The sequence below is a fragment of the Archangium minus genome, from assembly GCF_044360475.1.
Classification (GTDB): domain Bacteria; phylum Myxococcota; class Myxococcia; order Myxococcales; family Myxococcaceae; genus Archangium; species Archangium minus.
In genome coordinates this window covers 2,767,295-2,786,828 of the sequence record NZ_CP043494.1, presented here as the reverse complement: position 1 = coordinate 2,786,828, position 19,534 = coordinate 2,767,295, and the positions used below count along the sequence as shown (strand labels likewise).

The following is a 19,534-nucleotide window of genomic DNA, read 5'->3' as shown; positions in this document are numbered from 1 at the left end:
CGCGCCATGCGCTTCCTAACCCCCTGTGTCCTCCTGCTGGCCGTGGCCTGCGCGCACACGCCAGCGCCCTCCTCCACCTCCACCTCCACCCCCGCGACGACCGCTCCGGCCGCCACCACGCTCCCCTCCATGGAGCCCCCGGCCACGCCGAAACCGGGCTGGCTCATGGTCTACCGGGCCGACACGCTGATGCGCCAGGGGAAGCACGCCGAGGCGCTCCCGCTCTACCAGCAGGCCTGGGCCGCGGGGAATCGGAAGGGGGACACCGCCTACTCCGCCGCGTGCGCCGCGGCCCTCGAAGGGCGGAAGGACGAGGCGATGACCTGGCTGGAGCGCTCCGTGGAGAACGGCTTCCGCGACGCGGAGTGGATGAAGCAGGACGAGGATCTCTCCTCCCTGCGCGAGCTGCCGGCCTTCACCGCGCTGCTGGCCAAGCTTCCCACGCTCCCCCCGCACGCGGAGGAGGGCGGCGGCGGCAACCCCGAGCTGCAGCGGCTCATGGCTGAGGACCAGGCGGATCGCCGTCCCCCGGCGGGCCCCATCACCCCCGACCACTGGAAGCAGATCGCCGAGCGCGACCAGCAGCGCCGCCAGCGCGTGAGCGAGCTGCTCGACGCGGGGGCCGCGAAGACGGGAGCGGACTTCTTCGCCGCCGCGCTCGTCTTCCAGCACGGCAACGCGCTGGAGGACTACGCCCGAGCGCGTGAGCTGGCCGCCGAGGCTGCCCGCCGAGGCCACCCGCGCGGCCTCTGGCTCACCGCCGCCGCGTGGGACCGGTGGCTGATGAAGGCCGGCCAGCCCCAGCGCTTCGGCACCCAGTACCAGCTCGACAAGGCCACGGGAAAGATGAGCCTCTACCCGGTGGACCCGGCGGTGACCGACGCCGAGCGTGAGCGCTGGGGCGTGCCGCCTCTCGCGGAGATCCGTCCCCAGATGTAGCGCCCGAGGCCTACCCGCCGAAGACGTCGGCGAGGTAGCGCCCCTGCGTCTCCAGCTCACACACCCAGGCAGTGGCCTGCTCCGCGGTGCACCCGGTGCGCTCCTGGTGGATACGCGCCACGGTCTCACGCACCGCGGGCGCCATGTAACGACCATCCCCGCAGACGTACAGACGCGCGCCCGTGTCGAGTAGCGCCCCGACTCGCTCCCGCTCCTCCCACAGCCGGTGCTGCACGAACTTCACCCCCTCGCGCTCCTGCCGGAAGAAGGCCGGGTACACCTCCACCACACCCTGCCGCTGCCAGGCCTCGAGCTCCTCGCGGTAGAGGAAGTCCACCTCGGGGTGATCGCACCCGAAGAACAGCAGCGCCTTGCCGAGCTGAGTCCCCCGCTCCGCCAGCCGCGCCCGCTCCTGGATGAACCCACGGAAGGGCGCCAGTCCCGTGCCCGCGCCCACCATGATGACGGGAACACTGGGGTCCTCGGGCGGCCGGAAGGGGGAGTGCGGCTCGCGCAGCACGGCGTGGATCCGCGTGCCCGGCTCCACACGCGTGAGGTAGCTGGAACACGCCCCCTTGTAGCGACCACGCCCCGACCAGGCCGGCGCATCCACGACCGCGACCGTGAGCGTGCACCGCTCTGGCGCCTCGAGGGGCGAGGACGAGATGGAGTAGCGGCGCGGCTTCATCGGCGGCATCAGCTCGAGGAACACCCCGAACGGGAGCTCGCACGCGGGGAACTCCTCGAGCAGCTCCAGCACGCTGAGCCGCTTCTCGAGCACCTGCGTGCGGTACACCTCCGGCTCCGCGCCTCCCTCGCCCGCGAGCGCGAGCAGCCGCTTCTTCTCGGGAGGGCACGCGGTGTACTTCGCCAGGAGCTGGAGATCCCTCCGCGTGGCGGGCGTCGACAGCTCGACGTAGCGGCCCAGCAGCGTGCGCACCGTCACGGGCCTGTCGAACGGCAGCGTGCTCGGCTCCTCGCGGGTGCGGCGGATGAGCACCGTCTCGTCCGGGCTCAACTTGAAGCGCCGCGCCACCCGCTCCACCTGCTCGGGCGCGTTCTCCGGGAGCACCGCGAGGTGATCGCCCGTCCGGTACGACACCCCGTCCGGCAGCCGCACCTCGAGGTGGCGCTTCGAGCGCCCGAACGGTGACGACATGTCCACGAGCTCGCGGTTGGCCACCACCTCCACCGGCATCACGCCGTGGGCGGCCTCCAGCGGATCCGCCGCCTGGTCGAGCCGCTCCACCTCGTAGCGCGGCGCCTGGTTCGCCTCCGCGGTCTCTACCCCGAAGGCCTCACCGAGCGTGGGCCACACGCCCTGGTACCAGCCGTCGAAGTCGCCGAAGAAGTCGGCGCGCGCGTCCGCCTCACCCCGGGTGAGCATCCGCTGCGCGCCGGCTGCGGCCAGCCGCTCATCCACGCGCTTCGGCACGGCCTGCCAGGTCGCGGCCCAGTCTCGGTTGCCGCAGCCGAACACGGCGTAGCGCACTCCGGAGAGCGCCCCGGGCTGGAGCCCCTCCAACCACAGGCAGAACGCCCGCGCGTTGTCGGGAGGATTGCCGTTGTACGAGGCGGTCACGATGACCACCGCCCCCTCGGGAGGCAGACGCCCCACATAGGAGTCCATCGTCCCGAGCGTGGGCACGTACCCCTGCAACACCGCATCACTCGCGATGCGCTGGGCGAAGGCCTCCGACGAGCCCGAGTTCGAGCCGTACAGCACGAGCAGCGGCGTGCCGTGCTGCGCCACGGGGCTGGACGTCCACTTCGGCTTCTGGGGAACCACCGCCGCGGCAACCGGCCGCAACTCCACTCCCGTCCGGTCCGCATCCGTCCGCGCACGCACGCGCATCCGGAAGCCCTCCGGCTTGAGCGTCAGCGTCTCCTTGATGTGGAGCTGGTACCGGGTGTGGTCGATGAGCTGGAAGCGCTGCAGGAGCATGCCCAGCACCAGCAAGGCCTCCTGCATGGCGAACGGGCGGCCGATGCACGCGCGCTGTCCGTTGCCAAAGGGCTTCCAGGCATTGAGCGGACGTGCCGCGACGGCCTCGGGGCTGAAGCGCTCTGGCTCGAAGCGCTCCGGATTCACCCACACCTCCGGATCTCGGTGCAGCATCGGCGTGAGGACCATCACCGACTCGCCCTTGCTCACCGGCCACGCACCGCCGAGCACCGTGTCCTCGCGCGCATACAGACCGAAGGCGGGCGCCGTGGGCCACAGGCGCAGCGACTCGCGCAGCACCTGGTCCAGGTAGGTGAGCTTGCCCAGCACCTCGAACGTGGGGCGTCGCGAGAGCTCCCTGCCGAGCACTCGGTCCACCTCGGCGGTGGCACGCGCGAGCACGTCCGGGTGCTGGAGGAGCTGGTAGAGCGTGAAGGACAGCAACCCGCTCGTCGTCTCGTGGCCGGCGATGAGGAAGGTCACCACCTGGTTGCGGATGTTGTGGTCGTCCAGCCGCTGGCCGCTCACCGAATCCACGCCCTGGAGCATGAGGCTGAGCAGATCCTTCCGCGTGGCGGCATCCCCGTTGCGGCGCCGCTCGCGGATGACCTCGTCGACCACCTGGTGCATGTACGCGATGTCGCGCTGGTACTGCTGCTGCGTCATCAGCATCAGCCGCGTCTTCAGGGGCAGGCGCCGCGCGCGATCACCCGCCTCGGCGAGGCTGCGCACCATGGCGTCCACGAAGGGGTGCATCTCCCGCTGGTAGAAGCTGTTGAAGCGGTACCCGAACCCGCAGAGCGCGATGGTGTCGAGCGTCAACCGCGTCATGTTGTCCGTGACGTCGAGGTCCGCGTCGGGCCCGAGCCGCTCCCACTTCGTGAGCAGCTGCTCGGCGATGTCGAGCATGAAGTCGAAGTAGTCACGCATCGCCTGGGGACCGAAGGCCGGCATCAGGATGCGGTGCGCGAGTTCCCAGTTGGGCTCGTCCGTGTACGCGGTGAAGAGCCCGTCCCCAGCGAAGTCTCGGATGTTCTTCAGCGCGCCGCCCACGGACTTGTCGAAGCGCCGCTCGTCACACACCTCGTCCACCAGCGCGTGCGAGCTGACGACGAGCACGGACCTGCCCGGAAACGTCAGCCGGAAGATGGGCCCGTACTCCCGGCTCAGCTGCATCAGCGACTGGATGGGCGTCTCCGACTCCACGTCGGGGATGTTGCCCACCAGCGGGCGGGTACGAGGCTGCGGAATGGGCGCAGAGGTGGAGACGGCGCGCATGGGGATGCTCCTGTCCCAAGGGACTTATAGCTCAATAAGGCTTATTGAGTAATAAGCACCTCCACGCACCGCGTCAACCGCACGCGGAGTGTCAGTCTCGTGTCCGGGGTGTCAGTCTCGTGTCCGACGCGAGGTGGAGCCCTTCCGAGGAGTCGGGCGGTCTGCCGCCTCAGGCGAGGACTCGTCGGGAGGGGAGGACGCCTGAGGAGAGAGGAGCCCGCGCAGCACCATGTCCACCACGAAGTCCGCGTACCGCGCGATGACGCGCTCGTCCCTCATGTCCAGCTCGAAGGAGCGCTGGGCGGCCCGGGGCTCGGCGAAGGGCTGGGTGATGGCGCCGATGAGGGCGAAATAGGCGAATTTCGAGTCGATGGGACGGAGGGTCCCCTCCTCCGTCGCGGCGGAGAGCTCATTGAGGAGGAAGGCCATCGGGCCCTTGCGCCACTTGTCGAAGATGACATCAAAGGCCTCACCCCCGGCGCTGCTCTCCGTGCGCACGAGCCGGGAGAACTCCGGACGGCGGCCACTGAAGAACACGGCGGTGCGCAGCAGGTGAGCCAGCCGGGTCCTCCGGTCCAACCCCTCCACCTCTCGCAGCGTCTCCTGGATGAGCGTGTGGAGCTCCTTGAAGAGCTCCTCGATGACGGCGTCCCAGAGCCCCTGCTTCGAGCCGAAGTGGTGGTGCACCAGGGGCTGGGTGACGCCGGCCAACCGGGCAATGCCCGCGGTCGTTGCTCCCGCGTAGCCGCGGTCCGCGAACTCCTTCGTGGCCGCGGCCAGGATCTCCGCGCGGCCACTCCCTGAGACGTGACGAGTGCTCACAACCCCATCGTGCGGTCTCGCGAGCGCCCTGGCCAGTCCTCAAACCACGCGAGCTGACTATTGGTCCAGCTTGGCCTGGAGGGAAGCCCGGGACGCGTAGTCCGGCGCGGAGGCCGCCAGCTTCGTCCACAGCGCCTTGGCGCCCTTGAGGTCGCCCTTGGCCTTCAGCGTCTCGCCGAGCTGATCCACCGCCGCCGGATCCGTCCCCACCGCCACGCCCCACACCCGATCCGCCGTCGGCTTGCCCAGGCCAATCAGCGTCCACGCCAGGCCCGCCTTCACCCGCCCGTCCGGCCGCAGCGGCATCACCTGCCGATACGCCGCCAGGGCCTCGTCGAAGCGACCCGTCGCCAGCAGCGCCTCGCCCTGCTCCACCGTCTTCGTGAGCTGGGCCTCCATCTCCGGCGTGCGCTCGACGTTCTCCATCGCCTGCATCGTCTCTTGCGAGAGCGTGGGCGCCGCCGTGTTGTCTCCACCGCCCGCCATCGGCCCCGCCTGGCCGCCCGCCATGGGCTGACCGCCACCGCCGGCCATGGGCCCGCGCGCCATCATCGGCCCCGTCGAGAGGTTCAGCGAGGAGGCCCGGATGCGCCGATCCTCGGCACGCGAGGCCAGCCACTTCTGCCTGCCGCCAGCCTTCACCGCCTCGTCCGCCATGCGGCCCAGCTTGCGCGCCAGCGGCGCCCGCGTGGAGTCCGGGTGCGCCGCGAGGAAGGCATCGAAGCCCTCGCGCGCGGACTGCAGCGCCTTCAGGTCCTCGCCCCGCGTCTCGTACAGCACCGCTGAGCGCCCGAAGAGCGCGTCCGCATACGTGGGCGACACCTCCAGCACCCGCTCGTACACCTTCACCGAGCCGTCCGCGTCCCCGGAGAGGAAGAGCGCGGTGGCGCGCATCGACTCCACCTCCAGCACCGGCTCCAGCGCCGCGCGCGCACAGGCCGCCGCACCCGCGGTGTCACCCTTCTTCGCGCGCTCCGCGGCCGTCGCCGCCATCTGCTCCACCGGCGTCTCGGCCGTGAAGCCGCAGTTGGCCTCCGCCGGGCTCTTCACCGCGGCCTTGCCCAGCTTCTTGCGCTGCGCCAGGAACAGCTCGCGCGCTGCCTTCGCCCGCTCCTCGGCCTGGAGGAAGTACGGGATGGCATCCGCCGGCCGGCCGTTCGTGTAGTAGAGCTTGCCGAGCGACGAGGCGATCTCGAACGTCTTCTCCCGCTCGCGCAGGCCCTGCATCCCGTCCAGCTGCTTGAGCAGCTCCTCGGCGGTGGGCGGCGACCGGCCCGTCATCGGCGGGTGCCCCTCCATCACCGCTCCCCCGGACGCAGGGGCCGTTGAGCCCGAACCGATGGTCGGGTGGCCCTCGGGCAGCGCGCCCGTGTTGGGAGAGGAGGCGGCCGGGGCCTGGGTCCCCGCGCCGATAGGCGGGTGACCAGAGGGCAGAGGAGAGGGCTCGGCGGCGAGCAGGGCCGCGGTGGCCAGGGCGAGGGAGAGGGTCATTACTCGGTTACCGGGAGAAGGGTTTCGGGCCACTGGGTGGCCACGCACCGGCGCACATCCTGCGGCGCGAGCTGAGTGAGCAGCTCCGACACCGTCATGCGAAGCACCGGGTGCTCGGCATCGGGCGCGAGCTCGGCCAGGGGCTCCAAGGCGAAGCGTCGCTTGTGCAGCTCCAGGTGGGGAACCTGGAGGTTGGGGTCCGCCACCACCTCACCCTCCCAGAGGAGGATGTCCAGGTCGATGGGGCGTGGTCCCCAACGCTGACCGGCCGGGTGGCGGCCCATGTCGCGCTCTATCTGCTTCAGGATGCAGAGCAGCCGCTGAGGTGGCAGCGAACACTCCAGCTCCACCACGGCGTTGAGGTAATGCGGCTGGGGCGGACCCACGGGCGCGCTTTCGAAGAGCGACGAGCAGCGCAGAACCGCCACTGCATCGATGCGGGACATCGCCTCCAGGGCGGAGACGAGTTGGGCTTCGCGGTCTCCCTCGTTGGAGCCCAGCCCTACGTAGACGGTGGCGCTCAAGGCTCCATCTCAACAGGGTTGGACAGGGTCCCGATTCCCTCCAGCTCCACTTCCACCGTGTCCCCGGCCACCAGCCGGCCCACACCCGAGGGCGTCCCCGTGCTCACCAGGTCGCCTGGCAGCAGGGTCATGATGTGGGAGATGAAGGACACCAGCCGAGCAGGCCCGAAGATCATGTCGGACGTGCGGCTGTCCTGTCGCACCTGTCCATTCACCCGGCAGAGGATGCGCAGGTCCGCCGGGGACAGGCCGGTGACAATCCACGGCCCGGCACAGGCGAAGGTGTCGTAGCTCTTGGCGCGGGTGTGCTGCACCTCGCGGCGCTGGATGTCGCGGGCCGTCACGTCGTTGATGCAGGTGAGGCCCCAGATGGCCCGGGCAGCGGTGGCCTCGTCCACGTTCTTCAGCCGCTCGCCAATAACGAGCCCCAGCTCCGCCTCGTAGTGCACCTCCTGGCTCGCCTTCGGAATCTGGATGGGCGAGCGGTGCGCGTTGAGCGCGGTGGAGGGCTTCATGAAGATGAGGGGCTCGGGAGGAACGGGCTTGCCCATCTCCTCGGCGTGCTTGCGGTAGTTCTGCCCGATGCACACCACCTTCGAGGCCTCCGCCGGCACGAGCAGCGACACGCCACTCAGCGCCACGCGCCGGCCCGTCTCCGTCCCGCCCGCCCAGGGCGCGCCGGAGAGCACCACCACCTCGTCACCTTCGATGCGGCCGTACTGCGCACGCCCCTCGTCCTGGAAACGGCAATAACGCGTCGTCATGACGTCCTCTGGAAGCCAAGCACGTCGGCCATGTCGTAGAGCCCTGGTGAGCGGCCCGTCACCCAGCGCGCGGCTCGCAGCGCCCCGAGTCCAAACTGGTCCCGGTTGGTGGCACGGTGGGTGAGCTCAATGCGCTCGCCCTCGCCGAAGTAATACACAGTGTGCTCGCCCACGACGTCTCCGCCGCGCAGCGTCTGCACGCCGATCTCCTGCTTCGGGCGCGCGCCAATCTGGCCCTGCCGAGCGAAGGTCAGGTCCTCCTGCCCGCGTCCCAGCGCCGAGGCGAGCACCTCGGCCAGCTTCAACGCCGTGCCCGAGGGCGCATCCTTCTTCATTCGGTGGTGCGCCTCGAGCACCTCCACGTCGTAGCCCTCGCCCAGCACGCGAGCAAACTCGGCGGCCATGCGGATGACCACGTTCACGCCCACGGAGGTGTTGGGGGCCAGCACCACGGGGATGGACTTCGCGCTGGCGGCCACCTCGGCGCGGGACTCGGGGGTGAAGCCCGTGGAGCCGATGACCATGGCCACACCGCGCTCGGCGCACAGACGCGCGTGGGCCACACTGGCCTCCGCGCTGGTGAAGTCGATGAGCACCTGGGCTCGCGCTGACTCGAGCACCCGGCCCAGGTCGTCGCCCACGGAGACACCGAGCGTCCCGAGGCGTGTGGCCTGGCCTGCGTCCTGCCCCACGGCAGCGGAGCCCTTGCGCGCGGTGGCGCCAGCGAGCTCCAGGTCCTTGGCGTCATGGACGAGGCGCAGCAAGGTGCCGCCCATGCGGCCGGTGACTCCGGTGATGACGGTGCGGATCATGGTGTCCTCGGTACCCTCACCCCGACCCTCTCCCGGAGGGAGAGGGAGTTGTGTTGCCCCCTCTCCCACCGGGAGAGGGCGGGGGTGAGGGTATAGCGCTTCCCGGGTTCAGCCCTGAACCAGGCCCAGCTTGCGCAACTCCGCCTCAAGCTTCTTCGCATTGGGCTCGGTCATCGGAACCAGCGGCAGACGCACCTCCGGCCCGAACAGCCCCAGCTTGTGCAGGGCCCACTTCACCGGGATGGGGCTGGACTCGATGAACAGCAGCCGGTGCAGCTCGTTCATCCGCACCTGAAGCTCCCGGGCCTTCTCCAGCTGCCCCGCGCGCGCGGCGGCCACCAGGTCCGCCATCATGCGCGGCGCCACGTTGGAGGACACGGAGATGACGCCCTTGCCGCCGCAGGCGATAAAGGGCAGCACGGTGAAGTCATCCCCGGACAGCAGCGTCAACCGCTCGCCGCACTTCTCCACCAGGTCGATCGCGCGGGCCATGCTGCCCGTGGCTTCCTTGATGGCCACCACCTCGGGGATGTCACACAGCCGCAGTGCCGTCTCTGGCAGCAGGTCCACGCCGGTGCGACCCGGCACGTTGTAGGCGATGATGGGGAAGCCCGGGTGCGCCTTGGCCACGGCCCGGAAGTGCTCCACCAGACCCGCCTGCGTGGGCTTGTTGTAGAAGGGCGTGACGATGAGCGAGCCGTCCGCCCCGGCCTCGCGGACGCGCTTCACACCTTCGATGGTCTCCGCGGTGCTGTTGGAGCCCGCGCCACCCACCACAGGAACCCGACCCGCGGCCTCTTCCACAGCCACGCGGGTGGCGCGGAAGCGCTCCTCGGGGGACATCGTCACCGCCTCACCCGTGGTGCCCATGGGGATGAGCACGCTCGTCCCTCCGGCGATCTGCTGCCGAATGAGTGCACGGTAGGCTGCTTCGTCGAACGCCCCCTCCCGGAAGGGAGTGGCGAGCGCGGTCATCGAGCCTTCGAAAGTCCTCATGAGGCGGCTTATATGTTCAGGGCCGCTCACCGCGCCAGAGGTCCTCGACGCTCTCCCGCTCACGGACCACCCGCCAGGCCGCCCCGTCCACCAGTACCTCGGCCGGCCGGGGCCGCGAGTTGTAGGTAGAAGCCATGCTCATGCCATAGGCCCCAGCGGTCATCAGCGCGTACAACTCCCCCTGCTTGGGGAGCACCACCTTGCGCTGGCGGGCCAGCACGTCCGTGGACTCGCACACCGGCCCCACCACGTCCACCTCCACCTCCTGACCGCGCCGTTGGACAACCGGCTGCAGACCATGGTGGGCGTCATAGAGGGCGGGACGCATCAGGTCGTTCATGCCCGCATCCACCACGACGAACTGTCGGGCAGCCGTCTTCTTGCGGAAGAGCACGCGGGTGACGAGCACCCCGGCATTGCCCACAACCAGACGACCCGGCTCGAAGATGATCGTCGCGCCGGTGTCGCCCACGGCGGACAGTGTGGTGCGCGCGTACTCGGCGGGAGTGGGGGGCGTCTCCTCGGTGTAGGTGATGCCCAGACCGCCGCCGACGTCCAGGTACTGGAGCGCGTGGCCCTGGGCCTTCAGCTCCTTGTAGAGCCCGCCCACCTTGCTGAGCGCGGCCTTGAAAGGCGCGGTGCGGGTGATCTGCGAGCCAATGTGACAGTCCAGCCCCACGGCCTGCACGCCCTTCATCCGCTTGGCGCGGGCGTAGAGGGCCACGGTCTCCTCAAAGGGGACGCCGAACTTGGACGTCTTCAGGCCCGTGGAGATGTGGCGGTGGGTGCGCGCATCCACGTTGGGATTCACACGCACGGCGAAGGGAGCGCGCTTGCCCTGGGCCCGGCCCACGGCGTCGAGCAGGTCCAGCTCCTCGGGGCTCTCCACGTTGAAGAAGAGAATGCCGGCGGAGAGGGCCTGAGCCATCTCGTCAGCCGTCTTCCCCACGCCGGCGAACACCGTCTTGCCCGGCTCGCCGCCAGCAGCCTTCACGCGGGCCAGCTCACCGCCGGAGACGATGTCGAAGCCACTGCCCTCCTGGGCCAGCAGCCGCAGCACCGCCAGGGTGGAGTTGGCCTTCACCGCGTAGCACACCAGGTGCGGGTGCGAGCCGAAGGCCTCCGTCACCACTCGGAAATGCCGGCGGAGCGTGGCCGTGGAGTAGACGTAAACGGGAGTGCCCACCGCATCGGCAATGGCCGACAGGGGCACCTCCTCGGCGTGCAGCACACGCTTGCGGTAGGAGAAGTGATTCACGGAGTTCCAGCGTCGGAAGGGGGAGCCGAGGGAGACAGCGGGCCGCGCGACACATCCGTCGGCGGAGGCGACTCCCCTGCGGCGGGACGATTCGACTCGGGCGGACGGGGCGGGCCCTTGATGCCACAGGCCGCCCCCCCCAGCGCGAGTCCGAGCAGCACGACGAAAGCGCGCGGCCGGTTCATGACGTCTTCCTAGAAGCGGATGCCCAGCGTGCCGCGAATGGCGTGGGCCGTGGCCAGCTCGCGCTGGTTGATGACCTCCAGCTCCTGCAGGCCGTTGAGCGGGAAGAGCACGGACCAGTCCACGCGCGCCACGAAGCCATCCTCCGTCTCGTAGCGAGCGCCCACGTTCGTCTCGAAGCCCAGGGGCCGGTTGCTGCCGGAGGGCGTGGACTCGGGGTAGATGGCCTGCGAGTAGATGACGCTGCCGAAGAGATCAAACCCCTGGGTCAGCGTGTAGCGGATGGTGGGCTTGGCGTAGAAGGCATCGGTGACGGTGCCGACGAGCTCGCGCCAGAGGATGTTGTCCACGCGGTAGGCGCGGTTGAAGCGGAAGTTGCGGATGAAGCTGTCGCGGCAGCCGCCCAGGCCGCAGTTGTACTGCGGGCCGTCGAAGTCACCCGGCTGGGTGAAGAAGCCCGCGCGCTGCGGACGCTGCCGGCCCGGATAGGCCCCGAAGCCCGGCGCCCGGTCACCCGAGGCGAAGCCCAGCTCCACCTGGATGTTGAGCTGCCCGTTGAGCAGCCGGTACTCACCCACCGCCGCGCCGCCGAAGGACACGATGTCCAGCCGCTGGTTCTGGTTGACGTCGGTGGACTCGGCCAGCGTCAGCGCCCGGTTGTTGATGAAGCCGACCTGGGCGGCCAGCTCGAACTCCACGCGGAACTTCTTCTCCTCGTAACGCAGCCACACGTCCGGGATGTAGAGCGTGGCGCCGCGCGGGATGAAGCCCTGCGTCGGCCCCACCGTCCCGTCCGGGTTGTACGTGGGCGGGCTGCTGTAGAGGCCCGAGGCCGCGTAGCGCTGGGTGCGCCAGCTCAGGTGCGCACCGTAGTTGAGCACGCCCTGGTTGTTGTCCAGCTTGGCCTTCACCTGCTGCGGGGTGTCGCGGCGCGCGACGGCCAGCACCACACTGTAGCTGTCATCCGCGTTGGAGACGTCCACCGGCTGGCTCTGCAAGCCATTGGGGTAGGCGTACTGGCCCTCGGAGTTGAACTCCAACATGGGCGTCACATAGAAGCCATCGAAGGGCTCCGTGACGAACATGACACGGTCCACCACGTCGCCGTAGTCACACTCCAGGCAGTTGCCGTCGTTGCGCAGCAGGCCCAGACCCCAGTGCGCCGTCATGCGGCCGAAGCGCAGCAGACCCACCGGCGTGGACACCTCGCCGTAGGCCTCGCGCACCATGACGGAGTCCTTGAGCGCGTTGAGGGCCGACTTCGGCGCCACCTGCGAGTCGTTGAAGATGTCGAAGAGGTAGAAGCCGTCGCCGGGGAAGCTCCGCGAGGGCGTGGAGCCCAGCAGCACGTTGTCCAGCACATCAATCTGGGCCTTCACCCGCACCTCTTCCGAGATGTTGAAGGTGGGCTCCAGCCGCAGGCGCATGTCGGCGCCCGACTGGGTCTTCTCCGTGGCGCGCGGCGACGGGAAGAGCCGGCGGTCCTGAACCTTGCCCAGATCGAACTGGTGGTAGAGGTTGGGCCGCAGACGGTAGTAGCCGTCCATGGAGAAGATCTCCAGCTTGCGCTTCTCCTCCACCCACTCCTCCTGCCAGTCCGTGGCGAGGGACTGGGTGGCGAGCTGCGCGCGGATCTCCTCACGCATCTCCTGCTTGGCGGCCTCCACGCGCTTCTCCACCTCCTGGCGGATGCGCTCCTCGGTGGAGTCGGCGGTCTCCGGGGTGGCGGGAGCAGCGGTCTCCGGGGCAGGGGCCGGCGTCCCGGTCTGGGGCTCCGGCGTCTGGGCGGCGGCCGTGGCGGAGGCGACGAGCAGGGCCGCCAGCAGGGCGTTGGACGACATAGGGGATTCTTCTCCGGTGCCGCGCGAGTGCGGCGGGTGCAAAGGGCGGGCGAGTCAAGCGGAGTGCGCCGGGGGTGTCAACGACGGCGAGCACCCCGCTTCCCACGTCCGTCCGGGGGTTTACGGCCAGGGTGCTTCGGTTGGCAGTGGGGGCAGCAATGGGTAGTGCGGCCCCCCTGGGCAAAGGATTCCACCGTCGTCCCGCATTGGGCGCAGGGCGTCCCGGCGCGACCGTAGACAAGGAAACGGTTCTCCGCGCCGTCCTCCAGGTACGCGGGCTCCTCGCCCTGCTGCTCCTCGAGGCCGAAGGTGATGGAGGCGTGGATGGCGTCGGCCAGCCGCTGCCACTCGGCCTCGGTGAGCGTCGCGGGCTTGCGCGCGGGGTGGAGACCGGCGCGGTAGAGCGCCTCGGCGGCATGGATGTTGCCCAACCCCGTCACGCGCCCCTGGTCCATCAGCGCCACCTTGAGCTCCTGGCGGGAGTCCCCCACGGCCTCGCGCAGCTGTTCGGCGGTGAGACCATCGGCGAGCGGATCCCTCCCCAGTTCCTTCACAGCCTCCAGCTCATGCAGGCGAGAAGCGGCACAGGGCTCCATGCGGCCAAAGAGGCGCGAGTCGGCGAAGTGGATGACGTCCCCGGAGTCCAGGTGGAAGCGGGCCCGGCTGTAGGGCACCACGGCCCCCTCGGGGCGACGGACGAAGCGGCCCGTCATGCCCAGGTGGGCCAGCAGACCCCGGCCACCCTCGAAGGTGAAGAGGAGGTACTTGCCGCGTCGCTCCAACGACACCAGGCGGCCCTGGAGTGAGGCGAAGTCCTCCCGGCGGGCGCCGCGGAAGACGCGCGAGTCATCGGCCTCGGCGCGCACGACGCGGCGACCGTCCAGCCAATGGACGAGGTTGCGCCGGGCGATTTCGACTTCGGGAAGCTCGGGCATGGCGGCGTGCGGAATTACACCCTTCGCGGGCGCGGCGCATGTCCAACGTGTTACCGCGCTTACATCCGCGTGAAACAGCCCCCCGGAAGGCGGATTCCCCCCGTACATAGGGACGCCTTCCTTCACCCTCCTCTTCCTCTCACTCGGAGGCCTCACATGGCCGACATGCCGCAGAAGAAGTACACGCCCATGCAGTTCACCCACCTCAAGGGGCTCAAGGGCATCAGCGACGCGGTGCTCGAGTCGCACTTCAAGCTGTACGAGGGGTACGTCAACCGCACCAACAAGCTGACCGAGCTGCTCTCGGGGATGCAGGCCAAGGGAGAGGCCGCGGGTGCCAACCCGGCCTATGCCGAGATGACCCGCCGCATGGGCTTCGAGTACAACGGCATGGTCCTGCACGAGTACTACTTCGGCAACATGAAGCCGGGCGGAGCGACCACGCCGGGCGGCAAGCTGAAGCAGGCCATGGAGCAGAGCTTCGGCTCGTATGAGAACTGGCTGGCGGACTTCAAGGCCGTGGGAACGGCGCCGGGCATCGGCTGGGCCATCACCTTCCAGGATCCGCGCACCGGCTGGCTCTCCAACCACTGGGTGACGCTGCACGAGAACGGCAACATCGCCGGCTACACGCCCATCATCGTCATGGACGCGTGGGAGCACGCCTTCGTGCCGGACTACAAGCCGTTCGAGCGCGCCAAGTACGTGGACGCCTACTTCCAGAACATCGACTTCGAGGCCTGCGAGAGCCGCCTGAAGAAGTAATCCCTCTCAAGTCGTTATCCCCGGCGGCGGATGGGTGCCACGAGGCCCATCCGCCGTCGTCGTTTGGGCGGTTACGCCATCTTCCTTGTGGTCCTCCTAATCGGCCTCTCCAGCCCAGTCCCCCTGTGGGTGATTCCTGGCTGGAGCCGGTCTTTTGTTCCCGTAGCGCCGCTCCGCGCTGGGGCCCAGCCCCTTGCAGAGGTACCCGCTGTGTCCTATCACCCTCAGCCAACCCGGTGGCTTGACGGGCGCGCCTGTATTTCCGTGTAATTCCAGAGCGACAGCTCTTGGCCGCGTCGCTTCCGAAGGTGCGCCGTGTCTACCCGTCTTCCTGGCGCTCGCCCTACTGGCGCACGCTCAGGCCCCTGCTCTCGCGCCTGGGCCCTCATCGTCCTCTTCCAGTTTGCGTGTGCTACGGGCCCCTCCCATGGAGGCATCCTTGCTGGCAACCGCCACAACTCGCTCACGCCCCCGCCAGCTCCTAGGGAACTTCTGGCCGCCACGGGGGAGCCCGGGCTCGAGTCCGCCACTGTGTACGTCGTGGATTTCATGGAGCCCGGTGCCGTTGCCACGCGGCCGGTGCCCCTCCCCAGGGCCGAGTTCCAGCAAGCCTTCCAGCGGCTCGCCCACGACGTGCGGCTGGGCGCGAAGACGCCCCGGCGGGCTGCCCACGAGTTGCTGAGCCTCCTGGCGACGCAGCCAGACGCCCCCACGGTGGCCGTAACGGGTTATTGGAAGTTGGAGCACCACCGCGGCGCGGCCCTTACCTGGATACCGGAGCGTCAGGAGGGTCCGGTTGCTCTCACTCCCCAGGCCGAAGAAACCCTGAAAGAGAAGTACCTCAAGTGGTGTGAGCGGCAGGGTCGCGGCGACTGCCTGGGCCTGTTGGACGACGAGCCCTATCTGCGCGCAGATGACCGGCGGGTGTTCGCCCTGGCGCTGGCCTTCGGCTCGGTGCTCGACGAGACGCGCGACGCCCTCACGCACGAGCTGCTGGACGTGAGAGCGCTCGTCTCCATAGTCGTCTGGACGGTGGCCCTCTACTGCATGATGTGGGTGGTGCCCGAGCCGACCACCAAGGCCCTGGCCGCCGGCATGACCCTCCTCCTCATGGGCTACCTGGGCCTCGAGACGGTGTACGGGCTGATGGACGGGTGGGCCCGCCTGGCCGACACAGCGCACCACGCCACCACCTTCGAGGAACTGCGCGCAGCGGGTGCGGAATTCGGCAAGGTGCTGGGCGAGGACGCCGCCCGGGCCATGATTCTCGCCGTGGCCACCCTCAGCGGGCACACGCTGGGGCAGGTGGTGGCGCGGGTGAAGTCGCTTCCGCGCTTCAATCTCGCGGGGGCGCAGTTCGAGGCACAGGGCGGCGCCGCCGTCCTGGGGCGCCTGGAGGTGACGGAGGCGGCGCTCGCGACGGAGGGGGCCCTGGCCAATGCCTTGGTGGCGGCGGAAACGGTAGCCACCTCTCCGCAGGGCCCTATGGCCGTGGTGATGCTCAAGAAGGGGACGGGCAGTGGGCCGGGACAGGCTCCAGGGGGCCGCTCCGCCGAAACCGTCGTCCGTCACCGGGGCGGCAACCGACAGGTGGAGTTGAGCGACGGCCAGCGCTGGCACTTGCCACGCGGTAAGTCGGCCGTGGACATTCCTGGCGAGGACAAGGTAGGCGACATGCTCCAGGATACCGTCACCGAGGCCGCGAAGAAATGGAGGCCCGACAGGCTCTCGCGCAACGAGCGAGACGCCATCAACGAAGCCCTGAAGAAGGGCGAATACTGGCTGGCGCGACTGCTAGAGCGCGAGGCCCGGGGGCGGTTCGTGCACGAAGAGGTCAAAGCCCAGTTGCGAGGGAGCCTTCGGTACAAACACCAGGGAGTGGACGTGTTTGACCTGAAGACGGGCCGCAAGTACGAGATCCTCTCCGGCACGGAGTCGAATCTCGCGCGTCATGGCAGGCGAATGGCGGGGGAGTTCTTCCGGATGCTCACCTTCTGAAAGGAGCAACCATGGGGTGGCTCGAGAACGTCCTCATTGAGGACAGGGAGATTGCAAACGAGCGGCTGGAGTTGACGGACAAGAATTCGCTCTATTTCCTTGGCCCCAACCTGTCGCTTAGAAACTGCACTGTCACCCTAAAGGTCTCCGCCAGGAACCTGATCATCGTTGGGGCACGGTTCATTGACTGCACCTTCGAGGTGAAGCAGGAGCTAAAAAACCACCAGCAATGGGTGAAGGCATCCCTCAAGGGGTGCCGCTTCAAGGGGCGGCTGACCGGGTGCGACTTCGGGCACTGGCCCGACTACGGCACAGGTTGGGAGCACGGGGCCATCGAGGACTGCGACTTCACAGAGGCCCGTCTGGATGGCTGCCGCATCATGGGCTCTGACCCTGCCACCATTCGGTTTCCCAAGTGGCCCTGCTTCACCCTCCTGGACCCCATCGGGCGAGCCCGCGAGCTCAACAGCGTTCAGTGGCCGGGAGGTTTTCGCCCGATCATCGTGGAGGGGCAGTACAGGGATCCTCCCTGCACAATGGCCGTAACGTTCTACGCTCCGTCCCTCGCCAAGCGACGCGAGACCTCCGAGGAAGCACTCAGAGTGGTCGTTGAGCAGTTCGACTGCATTGTTTACTGACGGGGCGGTGCGGGAAGCCGCCTCCTTCGAGTCGTTCTCCCCGGCGGCGGGTGGGTTCCACGAGGGCCCATCCACCATCGCCTTTTGGGCGGTTACGCCTTCTTCATTTTGGCCCAAGGAGGTCCTACGCCGTGTGCTCCACCCCCTTCCGCAGTGCGGTCGACCTCTCGCTCGCCGCCGGTCCGATCCGCCTCCACACCGCGGGCAGCGAGGACGCGCCCCCCGTGCTGCTCCTGCATGGCGCCATGCTGGACACCGCCGTGCTCACCTGGTGGCATGTGGCACCCATTCTGGCATCGACGCACCGGGTCCTCGCGATCGACCTGCCCCGCCATGGCGGCAGCCGTCCTTGGACGCAGCCGGTCACGCAGGAGGTGTGCGAGCGAATCATCGACGAGTTGCTCGAGCATGTCCGCATCCAGCGCATCGCGCTGGTCGGTCTGTCGATGGGCGCGGGGGTCTCGATTGGTTATGCGTTGAACCATCCGCACCGCGTCTCGAAGCTGGTGCTCTCCGCGCCTGGCGGACTCGATGCGAAACGTCCAGCGCAGTTCCTCACGTGGCTGATGCTGCGCATGCCGTTCGCGCTGCGGTGGACAACCAAATACCTGGCCTCCAGGCCCTCGGCGCTCCGCACGATGATGGCAAAGAACCTGACGGCCGGTGACCGCACGCGTGACTTCGAGCAAATCCTCGCGCTCGTTCAGGAGGAAGCCGAGGCGAAGGCCCGCCACAAGGAGCAGGCCCTCGATGACTGGCAGATCCTCTCCTACGGGCCGTGGGCGATGCGGCTGAACCATCTCCCCCAACTGCACCGCCTCTCGGCCCCCTCCCTGTGGCTGCGCGGCGACAGCGACTCCCTCGTCGGACAAGCGGAGATGGAGCAAGCGGTCGCCGCTGCTCCGATGGCCCGGCTCGAAACCATCGCGAACGCGGGGCATCTCCTGACACTGGATCAGCCGGATCGCTTCAACGAGCTCGTCACCGGGTTCCTTCTCGACGGCCGGAGCTCAGCCCGTCCGGACGCCTCGGCCGCGAGGTGAGCCGCCCAGAAGGGATGCGATGACGACCGCGCTCCTCGACTTCCTCGCTCCGGAGCGAGGCCGGCTCCAGGTGCCCGGACAGCGCCACGGACGGTCATGGTGTCAGAGGTGGAAATGCCCTGACGCCTCGGGTTGGTACGGCACCGCGACAACGCGGAGCCTCTTGGTACGTCCGCCCGGGACTGGCCACTCGATGGACTGGCCCACGGACAACCCGAGGAGGGCGCTTCCAATGGGGGCAATAACGGAGATACGGCCCTCGTCGCTGCGTGCATCCCGCGGGTAGCAGAGCGTGACCCTCCGGAGTACGCCCGACTCCTCGTCCTCGAAGACGACAGTGCTGTTCATCGTCACCACATCGGAGGGAATGTCTTGGGAGCTCTTCACCTCGGCCAGGGCCAGCTCTTGCTCCAGCATCTCGACAAGCTCGGCGGTGCGCCCGTCGCTGCACAGCTCGATGAGGCGCTGGAGACGCTCGAGGTCGGTCTCGGTGACGAGGACGTGTCGCGCTTGGGTCATTGCCATGTTCCTCATGGGGAAGTGGCCGCACCGCGGCCGGAGTGATTCGAGGGAGGTCAGGGAGCGCGGACGAGGGAGGGCACTCGTGGAGCCACTTCCGCGTCGCACGGGCGGTCAGGACAGGGGCCCCCTAGCGCGAGCCAGGAAAACTCCCTGAGGGACAGGACGCCGCGCGCCAGGCTTAAAGCGAGATGCGCGCGGCGTGGGACTCAAGCCAGGCTGTTGCCCGGCCGTGGGCAAGTAGAACCTGGCGCACCACCGCCCAGCGCGTACCGGACTGCATCGGGACTGGGTAGAGGGGCACCATGAGTTCCATCACCGGGGTGTACGCGCGGCCTCGCGCGCATATGGCATACAACTATAGCCCCGCCTTCTCTTCATGCAACCGCCGGTGGGCGCCAGCAAGGCGGGTCTCCCGTGCCTGCGGAGCTCTCGTTGCCCCTGTGTTGCCCTCGAGCTGGAGGAAGAAACCCGGCGTAGCAGCGGTTGTCCAAAAGACGGTGTGGACTGAGCATCGTCATGCACCCAGGAGAGCCGAGATGAGCATGCTGCCGCCCCCAGCCCACAACAAGAGCGAGACGCCTTGGGCTGGGCTGTGCCGGCGCTCGTGCGTGCTCCACAGGGCCGCAGCCTGGCTCCTCGCCCGCACCGCGGCGCCGCTCGTCTAGAGGCGCAGGCGGTCGTTGAACGAGGAAGAGTCCTCATCGGGTACGCCTTCACTCACAATCTCAAACGCCCCGCACAGGTCCGGAGTCCCGGCCTGTCCCGGTAGGCGTCCGCGTT

General features: G+C 68.8%; 18 protein-coding genes. 6 read left to right on the top strand and 12 right to left on the bottom strand.

Features of this window, described 5'->3' with window-relative positions:
* Positions 1-6 precede the first annotated feature (6 nt).
* A complete protein-coding gene (locus F0U60_RS11465; RefSeq protein ID WP_395817939.1) occupies positions 7-939 on the top strand; it encodes a TPR end-of-group domain-containing protein in 933 nt (310 codons plus the stop codon).
* A 10-nt stretch (positions 940-949) separates the two neighbouring features.
* On the opposite strand, the gene F0U60_RS11460 is transcribed toward F0U60_RS11465, so the two are convergent.
* The 11 genes from F0U60_RS11460 to mutM all read right to left on the bottom strand — a co-directional run bounded on the left by F0U60_RS11460 (position 950) and on the right by mutM (position 13,788).
* Positions 950-4,162, bottom strand: coding sequence for a bifunctional cytochrome P450/NADPH--P450 reductase (locus tag F0U60_RS11460; RefSeq protein WP_395817936.1), 3,213 nt, complete (start codon positions 4,160-4,162; stop codon positions 950-952).
* Between the two features lie 111 nt (positions 4,163-4,273).
* Positions 4,274-4,984, bottom strand: coding sequence for a TetR family transcriptional regulator (locus F0U60_RS11455; RefSeq protein ID WP_395817933.1), 711 nt, complete (start codon positions 4,982-4,984; stop codon positions 4,274-4,276).
* Positions 4,985-5,041: 57 nt separating this feature from the next.
* Positions 5,042-6,475, bottom strand: coding sequence for a tetratricopeptide repeat protein (locus F0U60_RS11450; RefSeq protein ID WP_395817930.1), 1,434 nt, complete (start codon positions 6,473-6,475; stop codon positions 5,042-5,044).
* Entirely contained in the window at positions 6,475-6,999 is a 525-nt protein-coding gene (gene folK, locus F0U60_RS11445) for a 2-amino-4-hydroxy-6-hydroxymethyldihydropteridine diphosphokinase (RefSeq protein WP_395817926.1), read from the bottom strand. The genes F0U60_RS11450 and folK overlap by 1 nt, the downstream gene beginning before the upstream one ends.
* Complete coding sequence (locus tag F0U60_RS11440; RefSeq protein ID WP_395817923.1) at positions 6,996-7,763, bottom strand: fumarylacetoacetate hydrolase family protein; 768 nt, start codon at positions 7,761-7,763, stop codon at positions 6,996-6,998. The genes folK and F0U60_RS11440 overlap by 4 nt, the downstream gene beginning before the upstream one ends.
* Entirely contained in the window at positions 7,760-8,575 is an 816-nt protein-coding gene (gene dapB / locus F0U60_RS11435; RefSeq protein ID WP_395817920.1) for a 4-hydroxy-tetrahydrodipicolinate reductase, read from the bottom strand. Before dapB ends, F0U60_RS11440 begins: the two co-directional genes overlap by 4 nt.
* Positions 8,576-8,683: 108 nt before the next feature.
* A complete protein-coding gene (gene dapA / locus F0U60_RS11430; RefSeq protein ID WP_395817918.1) occupies positions 8,684-9,571 on the bottom strand; it encodes a 4-hydroxy-tetrahydrodipicolinate synthase in 888 nt (295 codons plus the stop codon).
* A 16-nt stretch (positions 9,572-9,587) separates the two neighbouring features.
* Positions 9,588-10,829, bottom strand: a complete 1,242-nt coding sequence (lysA, locus tag F0U60_RS11425) for a diaminopimelate decarboxylase (protein ID WP_395817915.1) — start codon at positions 10,827-10,829, stop codon at positions 9,588-9,590.
* Positions 10,826-11,014 carry a hypothetical protein gene (locus F0U60_RS11420; protein WP_395817912.1) on the bottom strand — a complete coding sequence of 63 codons (189 nt, stop codon included), beginning with the start codon at positions 11,012-11,014 and terminating at the stop codon, positions 10,826-10,828. The genes lysA and F0U60_RS11420 overlap by 4 nt, the downstream gene beginning before the upstream one ends.
* 9 nt (positions 11,015-11,023) lie before the next feature.
* On the bottom strand, positions 11,024-12,853 hold the full coding sequence (locus F0U60_RS11415) for a TIGR04551 family protein (protein ID WP_395817910.1): 1,830 nt from the start codon (positions 12,851-12,853) through the stop codon (positions 11,024-11,026).
* A gap of 77 nt (positions 12,854-12,930) precedes the next feature.
* On the bottom strand, positions 12,931-13,788 hold the full coding sequence (mutM, locus tag F0U60_RS11410) for a bifunctional DNA-formamidopyrimidine glycosylase/DNA-(apurinic or apyrimidinic site) lyase (protein ID WP_395817907.1): 858 nt from the start codon (positions 13,786-13,788) through the stop codon (positions 12,931-12,933).
* 156 nt (positions 13,789-13,944) lie between these two features.
* Here mutM and F0U60_RS11405 point away from each other — a divergent pair, with 156 nt between their 5' ends.
* The 4 genes from F0U60_RS11405 to F0U60_RS11390 all read left to right on the top strand — a co-directional run bounded on the left by F0U60_RS11405 (position 13,945) and on the right by F0U60_RS11390 (position 18,232).
* On the top strand, positions 13,945-14,553 hold the full coding sequence (locus F0U60_RS11405) for a superoxide dismutase (protein WP_395817904.1): 609 nt from the start codon (positions 13,945-13,947) through the stop codon (positions 14,551-14,553).
* A gap of 315 nt (positions 14,554-14,868) precedes the next feature.
* Positions 14,869-16,551, top strand: a complete 1,683-nt coding sequence (locus tag F0U60_RS11400; protein WP_395817901.1) for a hypothetical protein — start codon at positions 14,869-14,871, stop codon at positions 16,549-16,551.
* Positions 16,552-16,562: 11 nt separating this feature from the next.
* Positions 16,563-17,189: a hypothetical protein gene (locus tag F0U60_RS11395; protein ID WP_395817898.1), complete on the top strand. Its 627-nt coding sequence runs from the start codon at positions 16,563-16,565 to the stop codon at positions 17,187-17,189.
* 131 nt (positions 17,190-17,320) lie between these two features.
* Positions 17,321-18,232, top strand: coding sequence for an alpha/beta fold hydrolase (locus F0U60_RS11390; RefSeq protein WP_395817895.1), 912 nt, complete (start codon positions 17,321-17,323; stop codon positions 18,230-18,232).
* Positions 18,233-18,334: 102 nt separating this feature from the next.
* Here the strand turns inward: F0U60_RS11390 and rnk are convergent, their stop codons facing one another.
* Positions 18,335-18,751: a nucleoside diphosphate kinase regulator gene (rnk, locus tag F0U60_RS11385; protein WP_395817893.1), complete on the bottom strand. Its 417-nt coding sequence runs from the start codon at positions 18,749-18,751 to the stop codon at positions 18,335-18,337.
* Between the two features lie 539 nt (positions 18,752-19,290).
* Here rnk and F0U60_RS11380 point away from each other — a divergent pair.
* Positions 19,291-19,419: a hypothetical protein gene (locus F0U60_RS11380; protein ID WP_395817890.1), complete on the top strand. Its 129-nt coding sequence runs from the start codon at positions 19,291-19,293 to the stop codon at positions 19,417-19,419.
* Positions 19,420-19,534 lie beyond the last annotated feature (115 nt).